Annotated in this window: 15 protein-coding genes and 1 tRNA gene; 8 read left to right on the top strand and 8 right to left on the bottom strand. The window is 55.5% G+C overall.

The features are described from left to right. Positions 1 to 117 precede the first annotated feature (117 nt). Positions 118 to 2,226, top strand: a complete 2,109-nt coding sequence (locus KP702_RS15265) for a catalase (RefSeq protein WP_202206817.1) — start codon at positions 118 to 120, stop codon at positions 2,224 to 2,226. Between the two features lie 38 nt (positions 2,227 to 2,264). On the opposite strand, the gene KP702_RS15260 is transcribed toward KP702_RS15265, so the two are convergent. Genes KP702_RS15260 through rfaD form a run of 4 tightly spaced genes read right to left on the bottom strand, consistent with a single transcriptional unit; the run spans position 2,265 to position 6,285 of the window. Continuing rightward, positions 2,265 to 3,665, bottom strand: a complete 1,401-nt coding sequence (locus KP702_RS15260) for an amidohydrolase family protein (protein ID WP_202206818.1) — start codon at positions 3,663 to 3,665, stop codon at positions 2,265 to 2,267. Between the two features lie 55 nt (positions 3,666 to 3,720). Then, on the bottom strand, positions 3,721 to 4,494 hold the full coding sequence (gene pgeF, locus KP702_RS15255) for a peptidoglycan editing factor PgeF (protein WP_202206819.1): 774 nt from the start codon (positions 4,492 to 4,494) through the stop codon (positions 3,721 to 3,723). Continuing rightward, positions 4,487 to 5,293, bottom strand: a complete 807-nt coding sequence (gene lgt, locus KP702_RS15250) for a prolipoprotein diacylglyceryl transferase (RefSeq protein WP_099211185.1) — start codon at positions 5,291 to 5,293, stop codon at positions 4,487 to 4,489. Before lgt ends, pgeF begins: the two co-directional genes overlap by 8 nt. An 11-nt stretch (positions 5,294 to 5,304) precedes the next feature. Beyond that, a complete protein-coding gene (gene rfaD, locus KP702_RS15245; RefSeq protein WP_202206820.1) occupies positions 5,305 to 6,285 on the bottom strand; it encodes an ADP-glyceromanno-heptose 6-epimerase in 981 nt (326 codons plus the stop codon). Between the two features lie 82 nt (positions 6,286 to 6,367). On the opposite strand from rfaD, the gene KP702_RS15240 reads away from it, so the two are divergent. The 5 genes from KP702_RS15240 to KP702_RS15220 all read left to right on the top strand — a co-directional run bounded on the left by KP702_RS15240 (position 6,368) and on the right by KP702_RS15220 (position 9,104). Next, a complete protein-coding gene (locus KP702_RS15240; protein ID WP_202206821.1) occupies positions 6,368 to 6,658 on the top strand; it encodes an accessory factor UbiK family protein in 291 nt (96 codons plus the stop codon). A gap of 201 nt (positions 6,659 to 6,859) precedes the next feature. Further along, on the top strand, positions 6,860 to 7,366 hold the full coding sequence (locus KP702_RS15235) for a YbjN domain-containing protein (RefSeq protein ID WP_086634776.1): 507 nt from the start codon (positions 6,860 to 6,862) through the stop codon (positions 7,364 to 7,366). Beyond that, a complete protein-coding gene (gene proC / locus KP702_RS15230) occupies positions 7,363 to 8,190 on the top strand; it encodes a pyrroline-5-carboxylate reductase (RefSeq protein ID WP_202206822.1) in 828 nt (275 codons plus the stop codon). Before KP702_RS15235 ends, proC begins: the two co-directional genes overlap by 4 nt. 80 nt (positions 8,191 to 8,270) lie before the next feature. Beyond that, positions 8,271 to 8,960: a TetR family transcriptional regulator gene (locus tag KP702_RS15225; RefSeq protein ID WP_202206823.1), complete on the top strand. Its 690-nt coding sequence runs from the start codon at positions 8,271 to 8,273 to the stop codon at positions 8,958 to 8,960. Between the two features lie 69 nt (positions 8,961 to 9,029). After that, positions 9,030 to 9,104: transfer RNA gene (locus KP702_RS15220), tRNA-Gln, on the top strand. 6 nt (positions 9,105 to 9,110) lie between these two features. On the opposite strand, the gene KP702_RS15215 is transcribed toward KP702_RS15220, so the two are convergent. Further along, complete coding sequence (locus tag KP702_RS15215) at positions 9,111 to 9,380, bottom strand: HU family DNA-binding protein (protein ID WP_202206824.1); 270 nt, start codon at positions 9,378 to 9,380, stop codon at positions 9,111 to 9,113. 162 nt (positions 9,381 to 9,542) lie between these two features. Here KP702_RS15215 and KP702_RS15210 point away from each other — a divergent pair, with 162 nt between their 5' ends. After that, a complete protein-coding gene (locus tag KP702_RS15210; protein ID WP_202206825.1) occupies positions 9,543 to 10,442 on the top strand; it encodes a rhamnan synthesis F family protein in 900 nt (299 codons plus the stop codon). On the opposite strand, the gene KP702_RS15205 is transcribed toward KP702_RS15210, so the two are convergent. Together KP702_RS15205 and KP702_RS15200 are read right to left on the bottom strand one after the other, a co-directional pair. After that, positions 10,428 to 13,202 (bottom strand): glycosyltransferase family 4 protein, encoded by a 2,775-nt coding sequence (locus tag KP702_RS15205; RefSeq protein WP_215769324.1) that lies wholly within the window; start codon positions 13,200 to 13,202, stop codon positions 10,428 to 10,430. The two genes, KP702_RS15210 and KP702_RS15205, sit on opposite strands and share 15 nt — an antisense overlap. 110 nt (positions 13,203 to 13,312) lie before the next feature. Further along, positions 13,313 to 14,668 carry a calcium-binding protein gene (locus tag KP702_RS15200; RefSeq protein WP_215749519.1) on the bottom strand — a complete coding sequence of 452 codons (1,356 nt, stop codon included), beginning with the start codon at positions 14,666 to 14,668 and terminating at the stop codon, positions 13,313 to 13,315. Between the two features lie 566 nt (positions 14,669 to 15,234). Here KP702_RS15200 and KP702_RS15195 point away from each other — a divergent pair. Beyond that, the gene (locus KP702_RS15195; protein ID WP_252348773.1) at positions 15,235 to 18,078 is read left to right on the top strand and encodes a glycosyltransferase; all 2,844 of its coding nucleotides are present in this window, start codon (positions 15,235 to 15,237) and stop codon (positions 18,076 to 18,078) included. A gap of 101 nt (positions 18,079 to 18,179) precedes the next feature. Here the strand turns inward: KP702_RS15195 and KP702_RS15190 are convergent, their stop codons facing one another. Continuing rightward, positions 18,180 to 19,571: an NAD-dependent succinate-semialdehyde dehydrogenase gene (locus KP702_RS15190; protein WP_215769323.1), complete on the bottom strand. Its 1,392-nt coding sequence runs from the start codon at positions 19,569 to 19,571 to the stop codon at positions 18,180 to 18,182. Positions 19,572 to 19,631 lie beyond the last annotated feature (60 nt).

The following is a 19,631-nucleotide window of genomic DNA, read 5'->3' as shown; positions in this document are numbered from 1 at the left end:
CTCAGACTTCTAAAGTGACAGATTTCCAAAAAAGGAAATCAACGCACAGGAATTGAATCGAAACACCCGGCGTTATTTGCGCCGGACATTCGAGACGACAGCAGATCGGACCGAACCATGAGCGACACGGCAGACAAACGCACCACCGTGACCATCGGTGACCAGACCTTCGAGCGCGGCCCTCAAGGCGCAACCCATCAGACCGCAGAGGGCGACGCACCGACCCTGACAACCCAGCAGGGCGTTCCCGTCGCAGATGACCAGAACTCCCTAAAAGCAGGCCCACGCGGCGGAACGCTTTTGGAAGACTTTCATTTCCGGGAGAAGATCTTCCACTTCGATCACGAGCGCATCCCCGAACGCGTTGTTCATGCTCGCGGCTACGGCGCTCATGGCTTCTTCGAACTCACAGACTCCCTGTCTGACTACACAACTGCAAGCGTCCTCGGAAAAACCGGCACCCGCGTCCCGGCATTCGTCCGCTTCTCAACCGTCGCAGGTGGCAAGGGATCATTCGATCTCGCCCGCGACGTCCGCGGCTTCGCCGTGAAACTCTATACCGAACAAGGCAACTGGGATCTCGTGGGCAACAACATGCCCGTGTTCTTCATCCAGGACGCCATCAAGTTCCCCGACATGGTGCACGCCGTAAAGGAAGAACCCGATCGCGGCTTCCCGCAGGCGCAGTCCGCCCATGACAACTTCTGGGATTTCGCATCCCTCTCGCCCGAAACCGTTCATATGCTCCTTTGGATCATGTCAGACCGGGCCATCCCCCGCTCCTTCCGCTTCATGGAAGGCTTCGGTGTCCATACCTTCCGGCTCATAAACGCCGAAGGAAAATCCACCTACGTGAAGTTCCACTGGAAGCCGAAGCAGGGCCTTCAGTCAGTCGTCTGGAATGAAGCCGTCAAGATTAACGGCGCCGACCCTGACTTCCACCGTCGCGACCTCTGGCAGGCCATCGAATCCGGCGACTATCCGGAATGGGAACTGGGCGTACAGCTCTTTGATGACGCCTTTGCCGACAAATTCGACTTCGACATTCTGGATGCGACCAAACTCATCCCGGAAGAACTCGTCCCCGTGCGCCGAATTGGCCGCCTCGTGCTGGACCGCATGGTGGACAACTTCTTCGCCGAAACCGAACAGGTCGCCTTCTGCACCCAGAATGTCATCCCCGGTATCGGCTTTACCAACGATCCCCTCCTACAAGGCCGGAACTTCTCGTATCTGGACACACAGACAAAGCGTCTCGGTGGCCCGAACTTCACGCATATCCCCATTAACGCGCCCAAATGCCCATTCCACAACTTCCAGCAGGATGGCCACGCTGCCATGCACAACCCGAAGGGCCGCGTGAATTACGAGCCCAATTCCTGGGGCGCAGGTCCGCGTGAAAACCCCAAGACCGGCTACAGGCACTTCCCCGATGACAACGGTCGCACGACCCGCGAGCGCGGTGAACTCTTCGCCGATCACTACAGCCAGGCACGCCAGTTCTACATCAGCCAGACAAAGCCCGAACAAACGCACATCAAGAACGCGTTCGTCTTCGAACTCAGCAAGGTCGAGACGCCAAACATTCGCTCCCGCGTCATCGCCCATCTTCTGAATGTGGATGAAACGCTGGCCAAGGGCGTGGCCAAAGGTCTGGGCCTGAAAGACCTCCCCGCCCCAGCTCCAGCTGCCCGTACACCCATCACGGATTTGGCCGCCTCAACAGCGCTCAGCATCCTCAAGAACGGCCCCGAATCCTTCGCAGGCCGCAAACTGGGTGTCGTGATTACAGAGGGTACGGATGCGGCCTTGCTGGATGCACTCCAGAAAGCCGCAAAGGCGGAAGGCACACTGATTGAACTGGTCGCCCCCGTTGTCGGCGGCGTAACGCTGACAGATGGCAAGACCATCCCGGCTGGCCAGAAAATCGTCGGCGCCCCATCCGTGCTTTACGACGCCGTCGTGCTGCTCTCTTCCGTGGAAGGGACAAAGCTTCTGAGCAGGGAAGCAACAGCCCGTGACTTCGTGGCAGATGCGTTCGCCCACGCCAAATTCATCGCTTACGGCCCGGACGCTGCCCCCCTTCTGGCAAAAGGCGGCATCACGCCCGACGAGATGGACGATGGTGTAATTGCCATCAAAAAGGATAGCGATTTTAAACCCTTCATCGCAACCTGCCGGAAACTCCGCTTCTGGGATCGTGAAGCCAAAACCCACAGCGTCTGACACACAAAAAGAGCCGGGGATTACTCCCCGGCTCTTTTTTAATGCTGAACAGAGGCCGCAACCCGCCGATCAGCTTCCTGCCGAACATGCGCAAAATCCTGCTTCAGCGGCTTTCCATGCTCAACCAGCAGCACGCCCCCCACATACACCTGCTCCAGATTTTCCTGAGCCGCCGCAAAAACCAGCGTGGCATACGGGTCAAACACATACCCAAGATTGGTCGGATCAATCACAAGAAAATCCGCAAATTTCCCAGCTTCCAGGCTTCCAAGCCGATCCCCGACTTCCAGAACATCCGCACTCCCTCGCGTGTGCAGGCGCACCACATCATACGGGCTCATGATCGCGGCACTCTGATACTTGTCCCGGATGGCATAAAGCCCGGTCCGCATGTTCTCAAACGGGTCTGCCAGATCCGCACTGGCTTCCCCATCCTCTCCCATACCAACCCGCAAACCAGCTTTCAGATAGGCCGGAATATCCGCCGTCCCTGACGCCAGACGACCATTTGAAAGCGGATTCCAGACCATGGACGCCCCAGCCTTTACGGATCGGGCAATAATCTCAGGCGTCGTATGGATGAAATGCCCGAAAATCAGATGCGGCCCGAGAATGCCTTCATCCTCAAACCAGCGGAACCGGGCCTGCTGAGCTGAAACGTTCTCAGGTGGCTCCAGATAATGACTCTGGTTGGACAGATGATACTCCCGCATCAACGCGCCTTCGATCTTCGCAACGTCTCCGGTGTCGTGAAATCCCGTCCCACCATTGATCATCACGGACAGGAACGTGGATCCCACATGCTGCCCGGCGGACCACGCCAGAAAATCGTTCACATGTTGTCTGGCTTTAGCAAGCGACACATCGCCCTTACTCGGCAATGGCTCCAGACCATGCACGAACCGAATTCCAGAAGCCGTCTCTGCCTGGAACTGCAACCGGTCCGTCGCCTCGACAACAGCAGGGTTCGCCCCACCGTAATTGAAATTATAAGCCGCAGTCACACCATGCGCGAGATGGTCGAGCGCCCCATCCAGCGTGAACCAGTAGATATCTTCAGGCCGCGCAACGCTCGCTTTTCCGGAATACAAAGCCTCAATCCAGCCCATCAACGTCTGATCCGCCGCAAGGCCACGATACGCGGCCTGCCAGAGGTGGCTATGAGCGGAAATGAACCCTGGCATGACCCAATGTCCATGCAGATCCACATCCTGATCCGCTTGAAGATCCTTTGGAGGAGCACCGGAGCCGATTTGATCGATCACGCCATCTGAACGGACAGAAAAATACCCTTTAAAAGGCGCTTTCTGCCCATCGGCCATTGAAAAGATCAGGGCGTTACGAACCAGAAGATGAGAGGGTTTGGCGTAGGCGACGCCCCCGGCACAGGCAGCCACCAGCATGGAACAGAGAATCTGAGCAGGACGAAGCATTTTCATACCGGAACGATAACAGTCCCAGCGATCCGCACAAGCGCTGCGGCACTCTGCAATACTATGATGAAACGCGAGGCCGGATTGCTGAGATCTGGTGACCAATATGGCCACCGCCTGCGAGTGTCCGTCGGCGGTGGCTGAAGAACCTCTGGTCCGTCAATGTATCCACACCCAGTACTTCAACCTGCTGAACACCAGCAGCTTTCAGCCGCGCCGAGCAGTATTCTGGCAAATCGAACATGAAATGCCCTGCCCGCTCTGCCACACGGAAAAACAGGCCTGCGTTCCCGTCCTGAGCCAAAACGGCATCCCGCATATCCGGGCCAACTTCATAACTCTCAGGCCCAATGCAGGGGCCGACTACTGTCCGGATATTCTTGGCGCCCAGAGCTTTCATTTGCGTCACAGCAGATTCGAGAACACCGCCTACCGCTCCACGCCATCCGGCATGCGCGGCTCCCACAATCTGTCCATCCTCTGAAGCGAGGAGAACAGGACCGCAGTCTGCCGTAATCACCCCAACCCCGACGTCAGGGCGATCCGTCACCAGCGCATCGCCATCCTGCCCACGCCCCATAGCCCAGAGAACCGTCTCCCGGGTCACTGGAACCGTAATGTCACTATGCGTTTGCTTCAGACCCAGAAGCTTTTCTGGCTCAACCCCGATCTGCCGCGCAACACGCGCACGGTTTTCGCTCACGTTCGCCAGATCATCAGGAGACGACAGAGAGCAGTTCAGGCTGTCATAAGGTTTCGGGGACACGCCGCCGAGGCGCGTAAAAAAGCCATGTGGCACGCCAAGACCATTACTTCTGAGAATAGCCTCAGACATGAGCGCTCTCCTGCGCCGGACGACGAAGGGCATACGTCATCAGACCCAGCCCAGCGAGCGCCATCGGAATACACAGGATCTGCCCCATCGTGACCCCACCGGCCAGAAAGCCGATATTCGCATCCGGCTCCCGAAAAAATTCACAGAAGCTCCGCGCGCAGGCATATCCAAAGAGGAATAACCCTGACAGAAATCCGAAATGTGCCCGCAATCTTGGACGGGTTGCGGCGAACAGCATGACGCACAACAGGAGAACGCCTTCCGTCAACGCCTCATAAAGCTCGGAAGGATGCCGTGCCACGGGCCCACCTGTGGGGAATACCATGGCCCACGGCAGATCAGGCGATGCTGGACGCCCCCACAGTTCCCCGTTCACAAAGTTGGCGCAACGACCTAGCGCCAGCCCAATCGGAACCACCGGCACGATCCGGTCCGCAAAAGCCAGAAAACTCAGACGGTTTTTCCAAGAGAAGAACGCCAGAGCCAGAATGACGCCCAAAGCCCCACCATGAAACGACATTCCGCCGTCCCACGTCTTGATGATGTCCACTGGATGCGCGAGATAATCCAGAGGTCGGTAGAACAACACGTACCCAAGACGACCACCCAGCAGAACACCCAAAATAGCGTAAAACAGGAAATCATCGACCTGTTCACTGGTCGCTACTTCCGGTGCCAGCCTGTTCAATCGTCTCGCAATTGGCAACGCAATGATGAACGAGACCATATACGCCAAGGCATACCAGCGCACCGGCAGCGGGCCGACATGAAACGCAACGGGGTCAAACCCAGGGAACATCAAGGGCTGGCTCAAAGGTTTGACTCCGCTTGGGAAAGATAATCACGCACATACTGCCGTATTCCGTCTTCAAGCGACGTAAACGGCGCATCATATCCTGCCTGACGCAAACGGCTCATGTCCGCACAGGTGAAAGACTGATACTGCCCGCGAAGCTTCTCAGGCATCTCAACGAATTCCACGTCCCGCGCCCGATGCGCAGCGTCACAGACTGCATGCGCCAGATCCAGATAGCTCCGCGCCACACCGGCTCCGCAGTTGAAAAGACCACTGACATCCGGATGGTCGAAAAGCCATAGCATGACATTCACAACATCCCCGACCCAGATGAAGTCACGCTTCTGCTGGCCATCGGCCATTCCTGGAACGTCAGATTTGAACAGTCGTGCCGCAGCACCTCGCTGAAGATCATCATACTTGACCTTCACGACGGAGATCATGGACCCTTTGTGATACTCATTCGGGCCATAAACATTGAAAAATTTCAGTCCAGCCCACTGCGGTGGGGCCGGATGCCCAGCTTCCAGCTCACGCTTTACCCACAGATCAAAAACCTGCTTTGACCATCCATAAAGGTTCAACGGTCTGAGATGATCAATCGCATCCAGCCCGTCACGGAACATCTCAGGCTGGTCTGCGGCGCCATATGTCGCCGCAGACGAAGCGTAAATCATCCGGACATCGTTCTGGGCGCACCAACGCCAGAGAAACTGCGACAACGCCACATTAGTCGACCAGACAAGGTCTCCGTCTCGTGCAGTCGTTGCGCTGATCGCGCCCATATGAAAGACCGCTTCGATCTTTGGCGCTGTCTCGAGGAAACTCGGGAGCGCCTCAGGCGTGATGATCTGATCCGGCGCATGAGACGCGAGGTTGCGCCATTTTACGCCCTCACGAAGCCGGTCCACAACAACCGTCCGCAGCCCGCGCTGACGCAGGGCGGCATGAAGGCACGATCCAATGAATCCGGCTCCGCCGGTGACGATAATCATCCTTCCTGTATAGTCTGCCCCCGAAAACGATCCAAGCGACGCGCCACACACGACACGCCGCCTCTCTGCAGGAGTTTCTCCCATGTCTGACAGACCCCGCTTCTTCGACGACCTCGCAGGCCTTGCCGGCAATGCTTTTTCGGCTGTCACCGGTGCCCGCGAAGAACTACACTCCATCATCCGCACCCGCGTTGACGAAGTCCTGACCTCCCTTGAACTGGTTCGTCGTGATGAGTTCGATGCCGTTCAGGAAATGGCGACGCGCGCGCGCATGGCACAGGACGAAGCAGAAGCCCGCCTTGCTGCCATCGAATCGCGCCTGACAGCACTCGAAGACCTCGCAACTGAAGAAAAGGGTGGCCCTCAGGGCTAAAACGGTCGCTTTCGCTGCGATCCTGATGCAACACATCTTCGTACGAACTGCTTGAAGCTGTGCGTGATACTTGCACACTTCACCAAGGCCACATAACGTGATCAACGTCAGGAGAGGTCATTCCCCTCCTGGCCGCAGACATCTGGAGCGCCGCACCGGTGCATGACCGGTTCCGGCCTCCACGGCCTTGGGAGATCCGACATGCCTGCCCTGAGCACCTCACTCACCACAGAAACAGAATCCCATCCGCTTGACCTCATGGAACAGGTCATGGGCCTCTACGAATGGGAATTCGAGCGCCTTGGCCAGTCCGAAATGGCGGCTCAGGCCCCAGGTCAATGGTGTGACTACTCTCTCTATTTCACCTGGTCAGACGAGCTTTCAGCCCTGCATCTGAACTGCACGCTGGATCTACGGTCCCCCACAGCACGTCGATCGGACGTGCATGAACTGGTCTCCCTCGCCAACAACAAGCTGTGGGTTGGTCATTTCATTATTGATCCGGAAACCGGTGTTCCCTCCTTTCGCCATACGCTCCTGATGCGTGGTGTCTCAACCCCTCCAGGTGAAAGCATGGAAGACCTGATCGATATCGCAATGTCAGAATGTGAGCGCTTTTACCCCGCCTTCCAGTTCACTCTCTGGGGCGGAAAATCTCCTCAGGATGCACTGGACGCTGCCATGCTTGATTGTGTCGGAGACGCATGACCTTGCCATCAACACCTTCAATTCTGCTGGTTGGTTGTGGAAAACTGGGAGGCGCGCTTCTCGACGGGTGGCTCGCCTCTCCCACACCTCCCCATATCATTGTCGTTGATCGACACAGATCCAGTTCGGACGATACCTTTTCAGTCGTTCGAGCCGCGTCTGACATTCCATCGACCTTTACGCCGGATATTATCGTCCTGGCCGTAAAACCTGCGGCAGCGGAAGAAGCAATCAGTGCCTTAGGGGAGTCCTTGGGCTCTCGCATGAAGAAGGCTGCACTGCTTTCCGTCATGGCCGGCAGAACCTGTGCCGCCCTGTCAGATGCGACATCTAAAAGCGGCGCCACTCTCCCCATTCTTCGCGCCATGCCGAACACCCCTTCAGCGATCGGCGCAGGTATCAGCGGCTTCTATGCGTCTCCTCAGGCGACAGAAGAACAGACAAGCCTCTGCCACGAACTTCTATTCGCTGTTGGCGATGTTGTCCGCGTCGATAGTGAGGAAGACCTTTTAGCAGTAACAGCCGTCTCCGGCTCAGGTCCTGCGTATGTGTTTCTTCTTGCTGAACTGCTCGAAAAAGCTGGAGAAGCACACGGCCTTTCCCAAACGACAGCACGCCGTCTGGCACGCGGAACAATCTACGGTGCAGGCCGGATGCTGGATGACATGCCTGACGACGCGGCCGATCTGCGCAAAGCTGTCACCAGCCCGAACGGAACAACCGCTGCTGCCCTGAATGTTCTCATGGCTCCAGACGCATGGCCGTCAAATATTTCAAAAGCCATTGACGCGGCCACAAAACGGGCCGACGAACTCGCCGGTTGATCGTTTCTCTCTGGTGGGAACTTGCTGACACTGGCAAACGCTCCCACCATTAAGAAACAAGATTTCTACAGGAGACCGGCATGGAAGAGCGGCAGGACCCATTTGATACCGATGAGCTGGCATCAGACAGCACACCGGAACTGGACAGGGAAGCCTTCGATATTGCTCTCCTCCAGTCTGCCTTGAGTTTGGCTGGCTCAGACGGCTGGCACCGGTTTTCTCTAGTTGATGCCGCGCGCGAGGCAGGTCTGCCTGTCGATGCTGTGCGCTCACGCTATCCGGTCAAAGCACTGCTGCTGCTGCGCCTGGGACGGCTCGCCGATGAAAGCGCACTCCGCGACGAAGGAAATGGCGGCACACTTCGCGAATATCTTTTCGACCTGATGATGCGCCGATTCGATATTTTCGAAGAATATCGCACAGGCGTCAGGGCTGTCCTGCACGCCGTTCCCTATGACCCCGCTCTGGCAGCTCTGCTCGCCGGAGCAACTGTGGATTCCATGCGCTGGCTTGCTGACGCAGCAGGCATGGACTGTTCCGGTCTTGGCGGCATCTGGCGCATTAACGCCCTGACCGCCGTCTGGGGACACGCGCTCCGGGCCTGGGAAAAAGACGAAAGCCAGGATCTCGGAAGTACAATGGCGGCCTTGGATCAGGCCCTCAACCGAGCCGAGCGTCTGGGTATCCTGAAGGCATCAGCCCGTCGCAAAATGGACGAAGCCATGCGCACTACAGGGCTGCCAGATCACGAACTGGAACTTGAATTCTGATATTGGGCTTTACGAGACGCATTGGTTCGGATTAAAAGCCGATCCATCGCGTTCGTAAACGCGATCTACTGGGGCGTAGCCAAGCGGTAAGGCAGCGGATTTTGATTCCGCCATGCGGAGGTTCGAATCCTCCCGCCCCAGCCAAACTTTCTATAAATTCTGCTTCAATCCCGGGCTTGCCTTGAATCGGACCGTTCGCCCGGCAGGAACCTCAACAGGCTCTCCTGTCCGTGGGTTTATGGCATGACGTGCTTTTGTTTCGCACACAGTGAATGTCCCGAAAGAAGAGATAGTAAATCCCCCTTCGCGCTTTAGTTCATCAATAATAGCATCTACAAGATCGCTGGCCGCACGCTGTGCAGCGACACCTGTACAGTCGATAGAGTCCTGAAGAACGGCTGCGAGAAATGCCTTACTCATGGGCGCATGCTTCTCCTCTTTTGCGGACCTATCTCAGGATGTATCTTCAACACCTGAACATTCATCATCTTTTACAGCATTCCTCAGTATTTCTTACAATACAATCGGGCAACGATGATATAATCGCGCAAACAGCGTTAGCGTTCCATCGTCAGGGATTTCATGTCGCGTTCTATCTGCCTTTTCGCCTATCACGACCCATCAGCAACACTGGCTCCACACACCAGACACCTCCTGAGCCAGATTGCAGGATGCGGGTTCGAACTTCATGTCGCAGTCTCCGGACTGGATCCAAATGACACAGCGAGAATGACAGCCCTCGAAAACAGCTTTGCCTCCGGTCCGATCCCGATCAGGGCTAACCTGTACGCCAGAAAGAATTCTGGTCTTGATTTTGGAGCCTGGCAGGATCTGCTCAATAACCACTGCGACGCGGGAGCGAGTGAAATCCTCTTCGCGAATGACAGCGTGTTCGGGCCCATGACGCCTTTACGGCCCATTATGGAAAACATGCGGGCCACCCGCTCCCCTATCTGGGGCATGGTACGATCAGAAGCTATTACAGCTCATCTTCAGTCCTGGTTTCTCGTCATGACACGCGATGTTCTCGATCATCCCGCCATCAGGCGCGTGTTCCAGCAGCCATTCAACAGTATGAGCAAGCCGGAAATCGTCTTGCATGGTGAACTCGGTCTCGGCTTGGCCATGCAGGCCGCCAAACTGGATATCGCAGCTTCATGGAGCAGCACACGGGGGCTGGCACGCCTTTTATCCTTAAACCCAATGCATACAGATTGGCGCACTGTGCTCCACTCAGGGCAAGCACCGTTCATCAAGACAGAGCTTCTGCGAGATAACCCAAGCGGGGTCGCATCAGTCCATCTGTGGCGAAGCGAAATTCCTGACAAAACCTTTTTTGACCCAGACTGGATCGCACTCTATCTGGCCAATAACCCACCGCGCGTTCAGCACAAGAAGGCCGGTTTCCGGGCACGACTGGTGCAGGCCCTTGCCAGTGAAGACAGACTACGTGCCTTACCAGCTCTTTTAATGGGTCACTAACTTGGTTTCACGCTTGGCCACGCGCTCCAGAAAGCCTAGCAACTCTTCTGTCTGCGCCTCATACGTTGCCAAATCGCCCTTGAATGGATTGACATATCCGTCAAATTTTTCGGCCTGATTGAGCAAGGCTTCAACAGTCGCCGCGAGTGTTTCAGGACGCCCATCAAGAGGAAGATGCGTCCCGTTGATCCCGTCCACAACATCCTCTGACTGTCCCCCTGGAGCAGTCGTCACAACCCAAACGTCGCGCGCCAGAGCTTCACGAACAGTCAGGCCATAACTCTCTTTCCACTGGGAAGGAAACAGAAGAACATCAATCTGATCATAGAAGTCATCGAGTCCAGCCTGCGTGAAGGCAGGTACAATTTTTAGATCCCCCTTTACTGACCAGTCTTCAGCATAAATGGACCTGAAACCAAGATTGATCTTGTTATCAACCAGAACCAGCTCCCAGTCAGATCGCTCAAGAGACTCCATACATTTTTTAAGCTGTGGATATCCCTTTACTGCCTCAGTTCCGCCAACGAATCCGAAGCGTAGCCGCGAGCCCGGAATTCTCTGGCGACGAAAGCGTTCAGGCCACCGAAAGCCATTCCTGTTCACAACGATCCGCTCCGGCTCGACGCCATTAGCAAGATAAAGCTGACGATGTGCCTCAGAAGGGCTTATCAACAAAGCCGCTTCAGCCAGAGCCTGATGCATGATCGTCACACGATCTCGCAGGTGTCGGGCATGAGGTTGGCACATCTGGCAAACCTGCTGGTCAATACGGGTCTGGAAGCAGTAATGTCCATCTTCCCGGACCATGAACTGCCGGTCGCATAGCCACCACGCATCATGCAGTGTCAAAACATACGGAACCCCGCGCTCCTGACAGACCCGCAGCATTGCAGTACCCAGCCCCTGGGCCGCATGCACATGCACAACATTTGGCTGATAAGCGTCTAACCAATCAGCAAACACCTCAGCCATCTGCGGATTGTCGAGAGCTCCTATGAGGTCCGTTCCCTCCGGAATTACCGCGGACAACACATCCGTACCGTTGATGACATAGCGAATACTTCCTGACAGATTTTCGTCTAGGCGTGGACGAGACGTCATGACTCCCACTTCAACACCACGCTGCGTGAGCCTTTCTGCCAACTCCTCTGCAACGATCGTCGCCCCTCCGAATGAGCGGGGAGCGTAATAGACATTTGCCATAAGGACGCGCAAAGCGTGCCGATCCGGCATCACAGGCATACCGAAAACAGCCTGCCCCTGCGTAACCGCCATCGCATCGGGCGCGTACCGTTCCATCACATCCTGCAGGGCCTGAGCCGCAAGGCGCCGACGCAGCGGTACATCTCGGGCCAAAGTCAGAAAACTCTGTTTCCAGTCATCATCGGTGACGGCCAGCAGACCATTCTCGCCATGCCGCATCACAGAGAGAAAAGCACTCCGCGGGGAACAAACCGCCGCAACCTGAACGACTGCCGCCTCCAGAAATTTGATATTGCTCTTGCAATCGTTGAAGAGCGTCGGTTCCAGAGGTGCAATGGCAATATCCGTTCGGGAAAGCACGCCCAGATAGTCGCGATAGGACAACTCAGTGAGCCGCTCTACACGGTCTCCGAACCTATCAAAGTCATCCGAAAGCTTAAGCTGACCAATGACCCGCAGACATAACCGCGGCTCATCTTCCATCGCAGCAATCAGCCCGGCCTGAGCCTGCCGAAAATCTTCATCGTGCGTATTGGTTCCTGATCCATAAGAAACCCACACACGCTCTATATCCGTACCTTCATGGGTAGGAAGAGACGCCGCGATCTCAATCGTCTCATGATCAAGAGCATTTTCCAGCACTGAAACGTCTGTAAGGCCTGCGTCCAACATGGCTTGCGCCAATGCCGGGGTCGAAGCGATGCCACGGCCACACGCAAGCATACAGCGCCGGAATAAGGTAACACCCGACATGAGCAGATCCTGCTCTGCCTGCGGCAAACTGCTGATGTTCCCATTCTGAAGATACTCTTCAGCATCGAAAATAAGATCATCCACTTCCCACCACGGCTCAAGACGCAGGCGGTGGGCCTCGGCGACCAGCTTCATGACAGTCTCGAAGCCAGGAACCCTGTAAAAAATAACCCGCGTACAAAGCTGTAACCCAGACATCGCAACACCAATGTCCCGCCAGTCTACAACCTGAACAGACCATCCAAGGCGTTCCAGCAGATCCCGCTTTTGCCACACACGATACTTCGCACACTGCCGCAAAGAAACTTCTGCAATAATCAGAACTTTCGGGGCCAGTGCGGTCGCCGTTTTATCGAGTGGATCACTGTAAACGGAAAGCCCCGACACAGCTTCATCTGGAGAGGCCTTCTTGGCAGAGGTAAGAGAATCAGAAACTTTCCGCCCGTTCTTTCTGCCGGAACGAGGCAAAACCTGACGTACCAGAGCATTCCCTAAAGCACTGGCGCCCCCTTTGCCCCAAAGTTCGAGAACGCGGTCAGGCAGGTCTTTAAGAGACCTGCCAGAAGGCAGACGACCTAGCGTCAACCCTCTTATGAGCCTCAGTGGAGCAGTAACCCGCCATGAGAGGGAGCTCTGAACAAGAGCCATCTGCTCCCGGAGGTGCGTGTTCTCAATTTGCAGTCCCTCAGCCCTCATTCCGTTCAGACGTGCAGAACTGCGGTAACTCTCAAGTAGGACCCGCCGCGAATCTTCTTCGGCTGCCTCTGGAAGGAGTGTCACGTTGGAACCGGGATGCACTGTCATCAAAGAAAAGGCCAAAGTCTGGAAACGAAGAGGTACAAACAAAAAGAGCTGGGTTCTTACGAACCCAGCTCCCTTCATGAATGCTGGCGAACCAACAGACAGGGTAGAGATCAGCTCAGATTGAAGTTCGAAGCCTTCAGATCCGTAACGCCAACAAACGTGATGTTGGAGCCATCGGACAGAGCAATGGTCGTATTGCCACCGGCAACAGTTGCATTGGACAGAACGTTCTCAAGCCCACCGTTGTTCTGAAGACCGTACTGGTACAGAGCCATCAGGTTACCTGCTGCGCTGCCAAAGTCACTGATGGTGTAGTTGCCACCAGCGGATCCCTTGTTCAGAGCAAACAGGTTAGCAGAGCCGGAACCACCCTCAAGGGTAGCATTGCCCGTTCCACCAACCAGCGTATCAGCACCGGTTCCGCCAATGACGGTCGTGTTGCCGGTACCTGCGAAAGCCTGCAGAACACCGTGAGAAGACGCAGCAGAGATTGCTTCGTCGCCCTCGTTGCCCACGAACAGGCTGTAGCCGGACGTGCCATCGAACTGAGCGTTCAGGCCGGATGCACCGAACATGGTGGCATTGCCAGCCGTGATGGTGGTGTTACCCGTACCGTTCAGGAAGGACAGGGAGCCACCGACACTGATGCTGTTGCCAGTACCCCGAACCTGCTGGAAGTCACCTGCAGCAGAAATCGTATCGTTCAGGCCACCAGCAACCGTTGCGGTCGTTCCAGTCGCGAAGTACGTGCTGGAGCTGCCACCCGTGATAAAGCCGTTGCTGCCAACCGTTACGTTGTTGTCGTACGTCGTGTCATAGACCGTGGCATTGTTGCCAAGAGTTACGACCGAGCTGCCACCCAGAAGGGTAACAGTGTCCGTACCAGCAGAGCCATCAATCGTGTCCTGGCCTTCAGAACGAACAGCGTTCGTACCTGCACCCAGGGTAATCAGGTTATTGCCTGTTCCGCCACCGATGGTGTTGTTACCATCTGTCCCGGAAATCGTGTCGTTGCCCGACCCTGTAGCAATGTTCCAGTTACCGGTCTTGCCCGTCCCCGTGAACGTGTTGTCACCAACACCACCGATGAACGTGCCGTTCTGGTTTCCAGCCTGAACCGAAACGCCAACCCAGCTACCTGTCAGCAGGCTGATGTTCGAAGCGGTATCATTGGAAAGGTCAATTGAAACAGCGCCATTCAGTGTATCTGTAGCGCCGTATGAACCGGCGGCGATGTAAGCTACATCCCCGTCGATGCTATAGCTGCCGCCCTGAGTAATAACGCCCTGAGAAACGCTTGCGTCGCTCAGGCTGCTGTTACTGCCTGGAACCAGATCATAACTCGTCAGACCGCTAACACCAGCGATAGCAGACGAATATTGACTGGCCAGAGCGTGGGCCTGCGCACCGTCGACCGTGACCGCAAGGATCCGGCCGGAGGCGCCAACCACGGTAGTGATTGCCATTACCATGCACTCCTAAAAAAAGGTTGCCTCGCACTGGCGGCCCTCAGACCACCCAAATGATCGAGTGACGAGTCTTGCATATACCAAAGCCTATTTACCAAAAGCAATAAGGATTTGACGTATCTGTGCAAGACCTACCCGAGCATCGGAGCAATATAGAGACCCACTCACAGTGCAATTCCCTACTGTGATTTGAAAGACACAGAAAGGCTGGGGCAGGAATGCCCCATCACAGAAGGGAGCATTTTACGAATGGTTGCAATGACGGGATAAACTTTACAGCACGCAATCAATAAAAAATTAAAATACTTCATAAAAAACAAACAGAAATAGGGATTGTGTCTCTACAATGCCTTAAGATGTTTTCACACCATACCTTTACGAATCTGTAAATTGCACCTGTGACAAACCCATCCTCAACCTCCCCCTCGCCCTCTCTGCAGGATAGGTATCTGGCCGAATTAGCCAATTTTCTTATCCAGAGGCCCTTACCCGAGAGAAATTCAGGCCCCCAGGGAGATGGGGCTGACCACGCCGCCAGAGCAATTCTCTGGCTAGGAAGCGTCTTGCAAAATGATGCCTTCCCACAGGTGGCCACTATCCTTTTGTCTCCGGCGCTGGATGATGAACTTGGCTCCCAGCTCAGAGCTTGGCAGGAACTTGAAAGTCATCATTCAGAAAGAACATTCGCGAGAATCCACAGCGATGGTGATTCCGGCATATTGCTCTGTCACCGAACGCATGAGGAACAATGGGCAAAATCCAGTATTCCCGTGGTTCTAGTAGGGAAAACAACTCAGAGCCGCCCGAATGAAGTCGTTCTGTCAGACCATATTGCGCTCCGCCCAGCAGGGACGCATCCCTTCATTGAGCTTTTGGTGGGTCAGTCCGATAAATCCCGTGATTTCCGTCACAGGGTTCGCCAGCTTTTTGCTCATGACCTAGCCACACGCCAGAACGCCGCAGAGCTTCAACGATACAAGCAGGCTGCTGAACATGCAGAACACACAACTCACGCTCTCCGGATCGAGAGCCGGTGTCTCTCCAGAGGCATCCGCATTCGAGACGAAAAGATTGCGTCCCTGACGCATATTCTTGACCCGATACGCCAGGAACGTGACGCTTTCCGCGTAAAAATGGCGGAAGAAAACCACAGGCGGACAACGATCGAACACCATTATACAGAAAACCGCGAGGGTCTGGATTCCCTAAGAATCTTTCTGTCGCAACCCGCACCTTTATGGCGCCGGGTTCTTCGGGCTTTTCGAAAACCCTTTATTCCACATATCCCAACACTTCCTGAGCCTCTCGCCTTGCAGTCTTGTTCAGAGCAGGAAGACTTTTCATCTAGTACGTCTTTCGCTCTGGTAGAACCTTCTACAGTTCCCGATGATGGAACCTGTTCGCCTGAAGTCATACAGCGCGTTCTCTTCATCGCCGGTGAGCCCGATACACCTGGCGTTGCCTATCGATGTGACCGAAATGCCGAAGCCGTCCGTAACGCAGGATATGAGGCACGTATCCAGCCTTGCGCCACAGTCGGGTACGAAGACATCCGCTGGGCTGACGTCATGATTTTCTGGCGCGTGGAGTATAGCGGCCACGTCAGCACCATTCTTGATCTGGCGCAGCAGGAAGGCGTCAGAACCATTTTTGACGCCGACGATATCGTTTTTGTTCCACATTACGCGCGTATCGACTTCATTGACGGCATTCGCTCTGTGGGCGCGACGGAAGAGCGCATTGAGCGCTGCTTCGCAGACATGCGCCGGACTCTTGTGCGTTGTGAACAGGGATCAGCAACAACCCGGGAGCTGGCTCTTGCAATGCATGAGCTGCGCCCCGTCATCCATCTTCTTCCGAATGTCTATGACCATGAGACACTGCGTCGATCCCGCCTGGGCTGTCGCCTCCGCGGAGAGCCTGGTCGTTCAACATCTGACGACGGACTGATCCGCATTGGATATGCTACGGGTTCTCGCACCCATCAGCGTGACTTCACCATTGCTTATCCTGCTCTGACCAGTGTGCTGAAAGCACGCCCCAACACGCGACTGGTTCTATTCAGGGAAAAAGACAATCACCGTCCCGTCCTTCTGATGGAGGAGTTCCCGGCTCTCAAGGCCGTAGAAAGCCAGATCGAATGGCGAGATATGGTTCCCCTTTCCGAACTTGGGGAAGAGTTCGCCAGATTCGATATCTCCATTGCGCCACTGGAAGTCGGCAACATCTTCTGCGAAGCCAAAAGCGAAATAAAATTCCTTGAAGCCTCTCTTGCAGGCAACGCCTCCATCGTTTCTCCAACCGGCCCATTCCGTCGGGTCGTAAGAAACAATGAAACCGGCCTCCTGGCTGAAACACAGGAAGAATGGACTAGCGCTCTCCTGAAACTGGTCGATAACCCTGATCTGCGCCGCACTCTGGCCCGTAACGCCTATCATGACGTTCTCTGGCCCTTTAGCCCGGAAGCTCAAGCCCGGCGCATGGCACTCGCCCTGTCTTCCCTCAACGGCGATGTGGAAGCGGCTCAAGCGGCGGAAACTCTTCTGGCCCGCGGCCGCGTAAAGCCTCCTGCGCTGCCGGTCGTTCCAGAGAGTGAAACGCTCTTCCACCATGACATTCTGGGCGAAGCAGACGTCACAGTCATCGTAACATCCTACAATTACGCCAATCACGTTCTGGATGCTCTGGACTCCGTTGTTGCGCAGACACTTCCAATCCTGGACCTCATCGTGGTGGATGATGGGTCAACGGATGAATCCGCTGACCTCATCAGGATCTGGATGGAACGGCACACCGGCCGCTTCAACCGCCTGATCTTCAGACGGTCCATTCGCAATGCAGGGCTGGGTGGCGCACGAAACATCGGCATGGATGCTGCTGAAACCCCGCACACTCTGCAATTGGACGCCGATAACATCCTGCGCCCGGATGCTTGTGAAACACTATTGGCCGCCATGACATTTGGCATCGCCTACGCCTATCCGCTGATCCAGTGCTTTGACGAGAACGGGCCACTCGTCACAAAGAAGACCCCTGATCTGATCACACCACCCGGCGCACCTGTTCTTCTCGGCGATCTACCCTCGAATCCCCTGACACTGGTTTCAGGCAATCGCATTGATGCCATGGCAATGGTCGCCAAATGGGCGTGGGCAGCCGCTGGCGGCTACTATGTTTCACGTGAAGCAATGGGCTGGGAAGACTATGACCTCTGGTGCACTTTCGCTGAACTGGGATTAACCGGACGACAGGTGCCAGCCATTCTGGCGGACTACAGGCAGCACAGCAGCTCCATGACCAACGCCTCAACAGAGCGGACCGCCCACAAAGCGCGTGTCGTTGCATATGTGCAGGACAGACATCCCTGGATTAATCTGACCGCAGAGAAGGCCCATCAGAGAGCCTGACCTTCCCCGATCAGTCTTTCAGACACAAAAAAAACCCGGACAGTTTCCTGTCCGGGTTTTTTCATGAACAGGCCGGATCGCAAGATCCAGCCAACTCACAATCAGAACGGTGCGTCGATATCCACGACATCAATCAGCTTGTGATTCACAAACTCCTTGATGCCCAGACCAATCAGCTCACGGCCATAACCGGAACGAGCCACACCACCGAACGGCAGATCAGCCTTCACCATCGTCGGATGGTTCACATAGACCATACCCGTGTGGATCTTCTCGGCAACCTTCACGCCACGCGCCGTATCCTTGGTAAAGACAGAACCGCCCAGACCAAACGGAGAGTCATTGGCAACGCGGATCGCCTCAGCCTCGTCCTTCACACGATAGAGCTGCGTGACAGGACCAAAGAACTCCCAGTGACGGGCTTCGTTGTCGCCATGCAGGTTCGTCATCAGCAGCGGCTGGAAGAAGGCACCCTTTTCCGGAACCGGTGCACCGATGACTTCCACAACAGCACCGTGCTTCTTGGCTTCTTCAACCTGAGCCTTCAGATCGTCAGCAGCCTTCTGTGAAGAAAGCGGCGCAAGCGTCGTAGCCGGATCCATTGGATCACCAGCCTTGAACTTGAGAACCTCAGCCTTATAAATCTCAAGGAACTGGTCGTAGATGGAATCTACAACGATCAGACGCTTGGAAGACACGCAGACCTGGCCTGCATTCCAGTGACGCCCGAAAGCAGCCCACTTGGCGGCCTTTTCAACATCTGCATCTTCAAGCACGACAAATGCATCGGCACCGCCGAGTTCCATCGTTGCCTTCTTGAGCGCCTGACCAGCCGTGCTGGCCACAATGGCGCCCGCACCTTCAGAACCCGTCAGTGCCACACCACAGACGCGCGGATCATTCAGAATCACGGCCGTATGATGCCGAGCAGCATAAAGATTGTGGAATGCACCCTTCGGCAGACCAGCTTCAATCATCAGGTCATCAAAGATAGCAGCACACTGCGGCACATTGGATGCGTGCTTCAGCAGAACCGTATTACCGGCAGAAAGCTGCGGCGCGATGATGCGGGCGATCTGGTAGTACGGAAAATTCCAAGGCTCAATCGCAAAGACAATACCCTGCGGCTGATGGATCAGGATGGCTTCGCCTTCCTTCGGATCAGCAACCGGAAGCTTTTCCGGCTTCAGAAGCTCTTCAGCGTTCTTGGCATAATATTCAAAGATCTCAGCGGAGAGAATGGTCTCCAGCTTGGCTTCTTCATAAAGCTTGCCCATCTCAAGGGTGAGCAGCTTGGCATATTTATCAATGTCGCGACGAAGGATCGCACCGGCAGCAGCCATAACCTTGGCGCGGTCTGCAAAGGAAACGTCGCGCCAGCTCTTGAAGGCCTCATATGCGTCGGTAATCGCCTGCTGCACTTCCTGGTCAGTTGCTTCCGGGAAGGTTTTAAGCGTTTCACCCGTATATGGATTGGTCGTAGCGTAAGCCATGACGGAAAATCTCCGTTGAATAAAATGGTACCCAGCATATTGGCATGAAAGCCATGGGAC

This window comes from Gluconobacter sp. P5B12, from assembly GCF_018812035.1.
Classification (GTDB): Bacteria; Pseudomonadota; Alphaproteobacteria; order Acetobacterales; family Acetobacteraceae; genus Gluconobacter.
The sequence above is the reverse complement of the archived record's forward strand: the minus strand, read 5'-3'. Positions and strand labels throughout refer to the sequence as shown.

Coding starts and splice junctions, on each gene's coding strand:
- KP702_RS15265 (WP_202206817.1), top strand. CDS start 118: ATGAGCGACACGGCAGACAAACGCACCACCGTGACCATCGGTGACCAG.
- KP702_RS15260 (WP_202206818.1), bottom strand. CDS start 3,665: ATGAAAATGCTTCGTCCTGCTCAGATTCTCTGTTCCATGCTGGTGGCT.
- KP702_RS15240 (WP_202206821.1), top strand. CDS start 6,368: ATGTCTGACAGACCCCGCTTCTTCGACGACCTCGCAGGCCTTGCCGGC.
- KP702_RS15235 (WP_086634776.1), top strand. CDS start 6,860: ATGCCTGCCCTGAGCACCTCACTCACCACAGAAACAGAATCCCATCCG.
- KP702_RS15190 (WP_215769323.1), bottom strand. CDS start 19,571: ATGGCTTACGCTACGACCAATCCATATACGGGTGAAACGCTTAAAACC.
- KP702_RS15205 (WP_215769324.1), bottom strand. CDS start 13,202: ATGACAGTGCATCCCGGTTCCAACGTGACACTCCTTCCAGAGGCAGCC.
- KP702_RS15225 (WP_202206823.1), top strand. CDS start 8,271: ATGGAAGAGCGGCAGGACCCATTTGATACCGATGAGCTGGCATCAGAC.
- KP702_RS15210 (WP_202206825.1), top strand. CDS start 9,543: ATGTCGCGTTCTATCTGCCTTTTCGCCTATCACGACCCATCAGCAACA.
- proC (WP_202206822.1), top strand. CDS start 7,363: ATGACCTTGCCATCAACACCTTCAATTCTGCTGGTTGGTTGTGGAAAA.
- KP702_RS15215 (WP_202206824.1), bottom strand. CDS start 9,380: ATGAGTAAGGCATTTCTCGCAGCCGTTCTTCAGGACTCTATCGACTGT.
- KP702_RS15200 (WP_215749519.1), bottom strand. CDS start 14,668: ATGGCAATCACTACCGTGGTTGGCGCCTCCGGCCGGATCCTTGCGGTC.
- pgeF (WP_202206819.1), bottom strand. CDS start 4,494: ATGTCTGAGGCTATTCTCAGAAGTAATGGTCTTGGCGTGCCACATGGC.
- rfaD (WP_202206820.1), bottom strand. CDS start 6,285: ATGATTATCGTCACCGGCGGAGCCGGATTCATTGGATCGTGCCTTCAT.
- lgt (WP_099211185.1), bottom strand. CDS start 5,293: ATGTTCCCTGGGTTTGACCCCGTTGCGTTTCATGTCGGCCCGCTGCCG.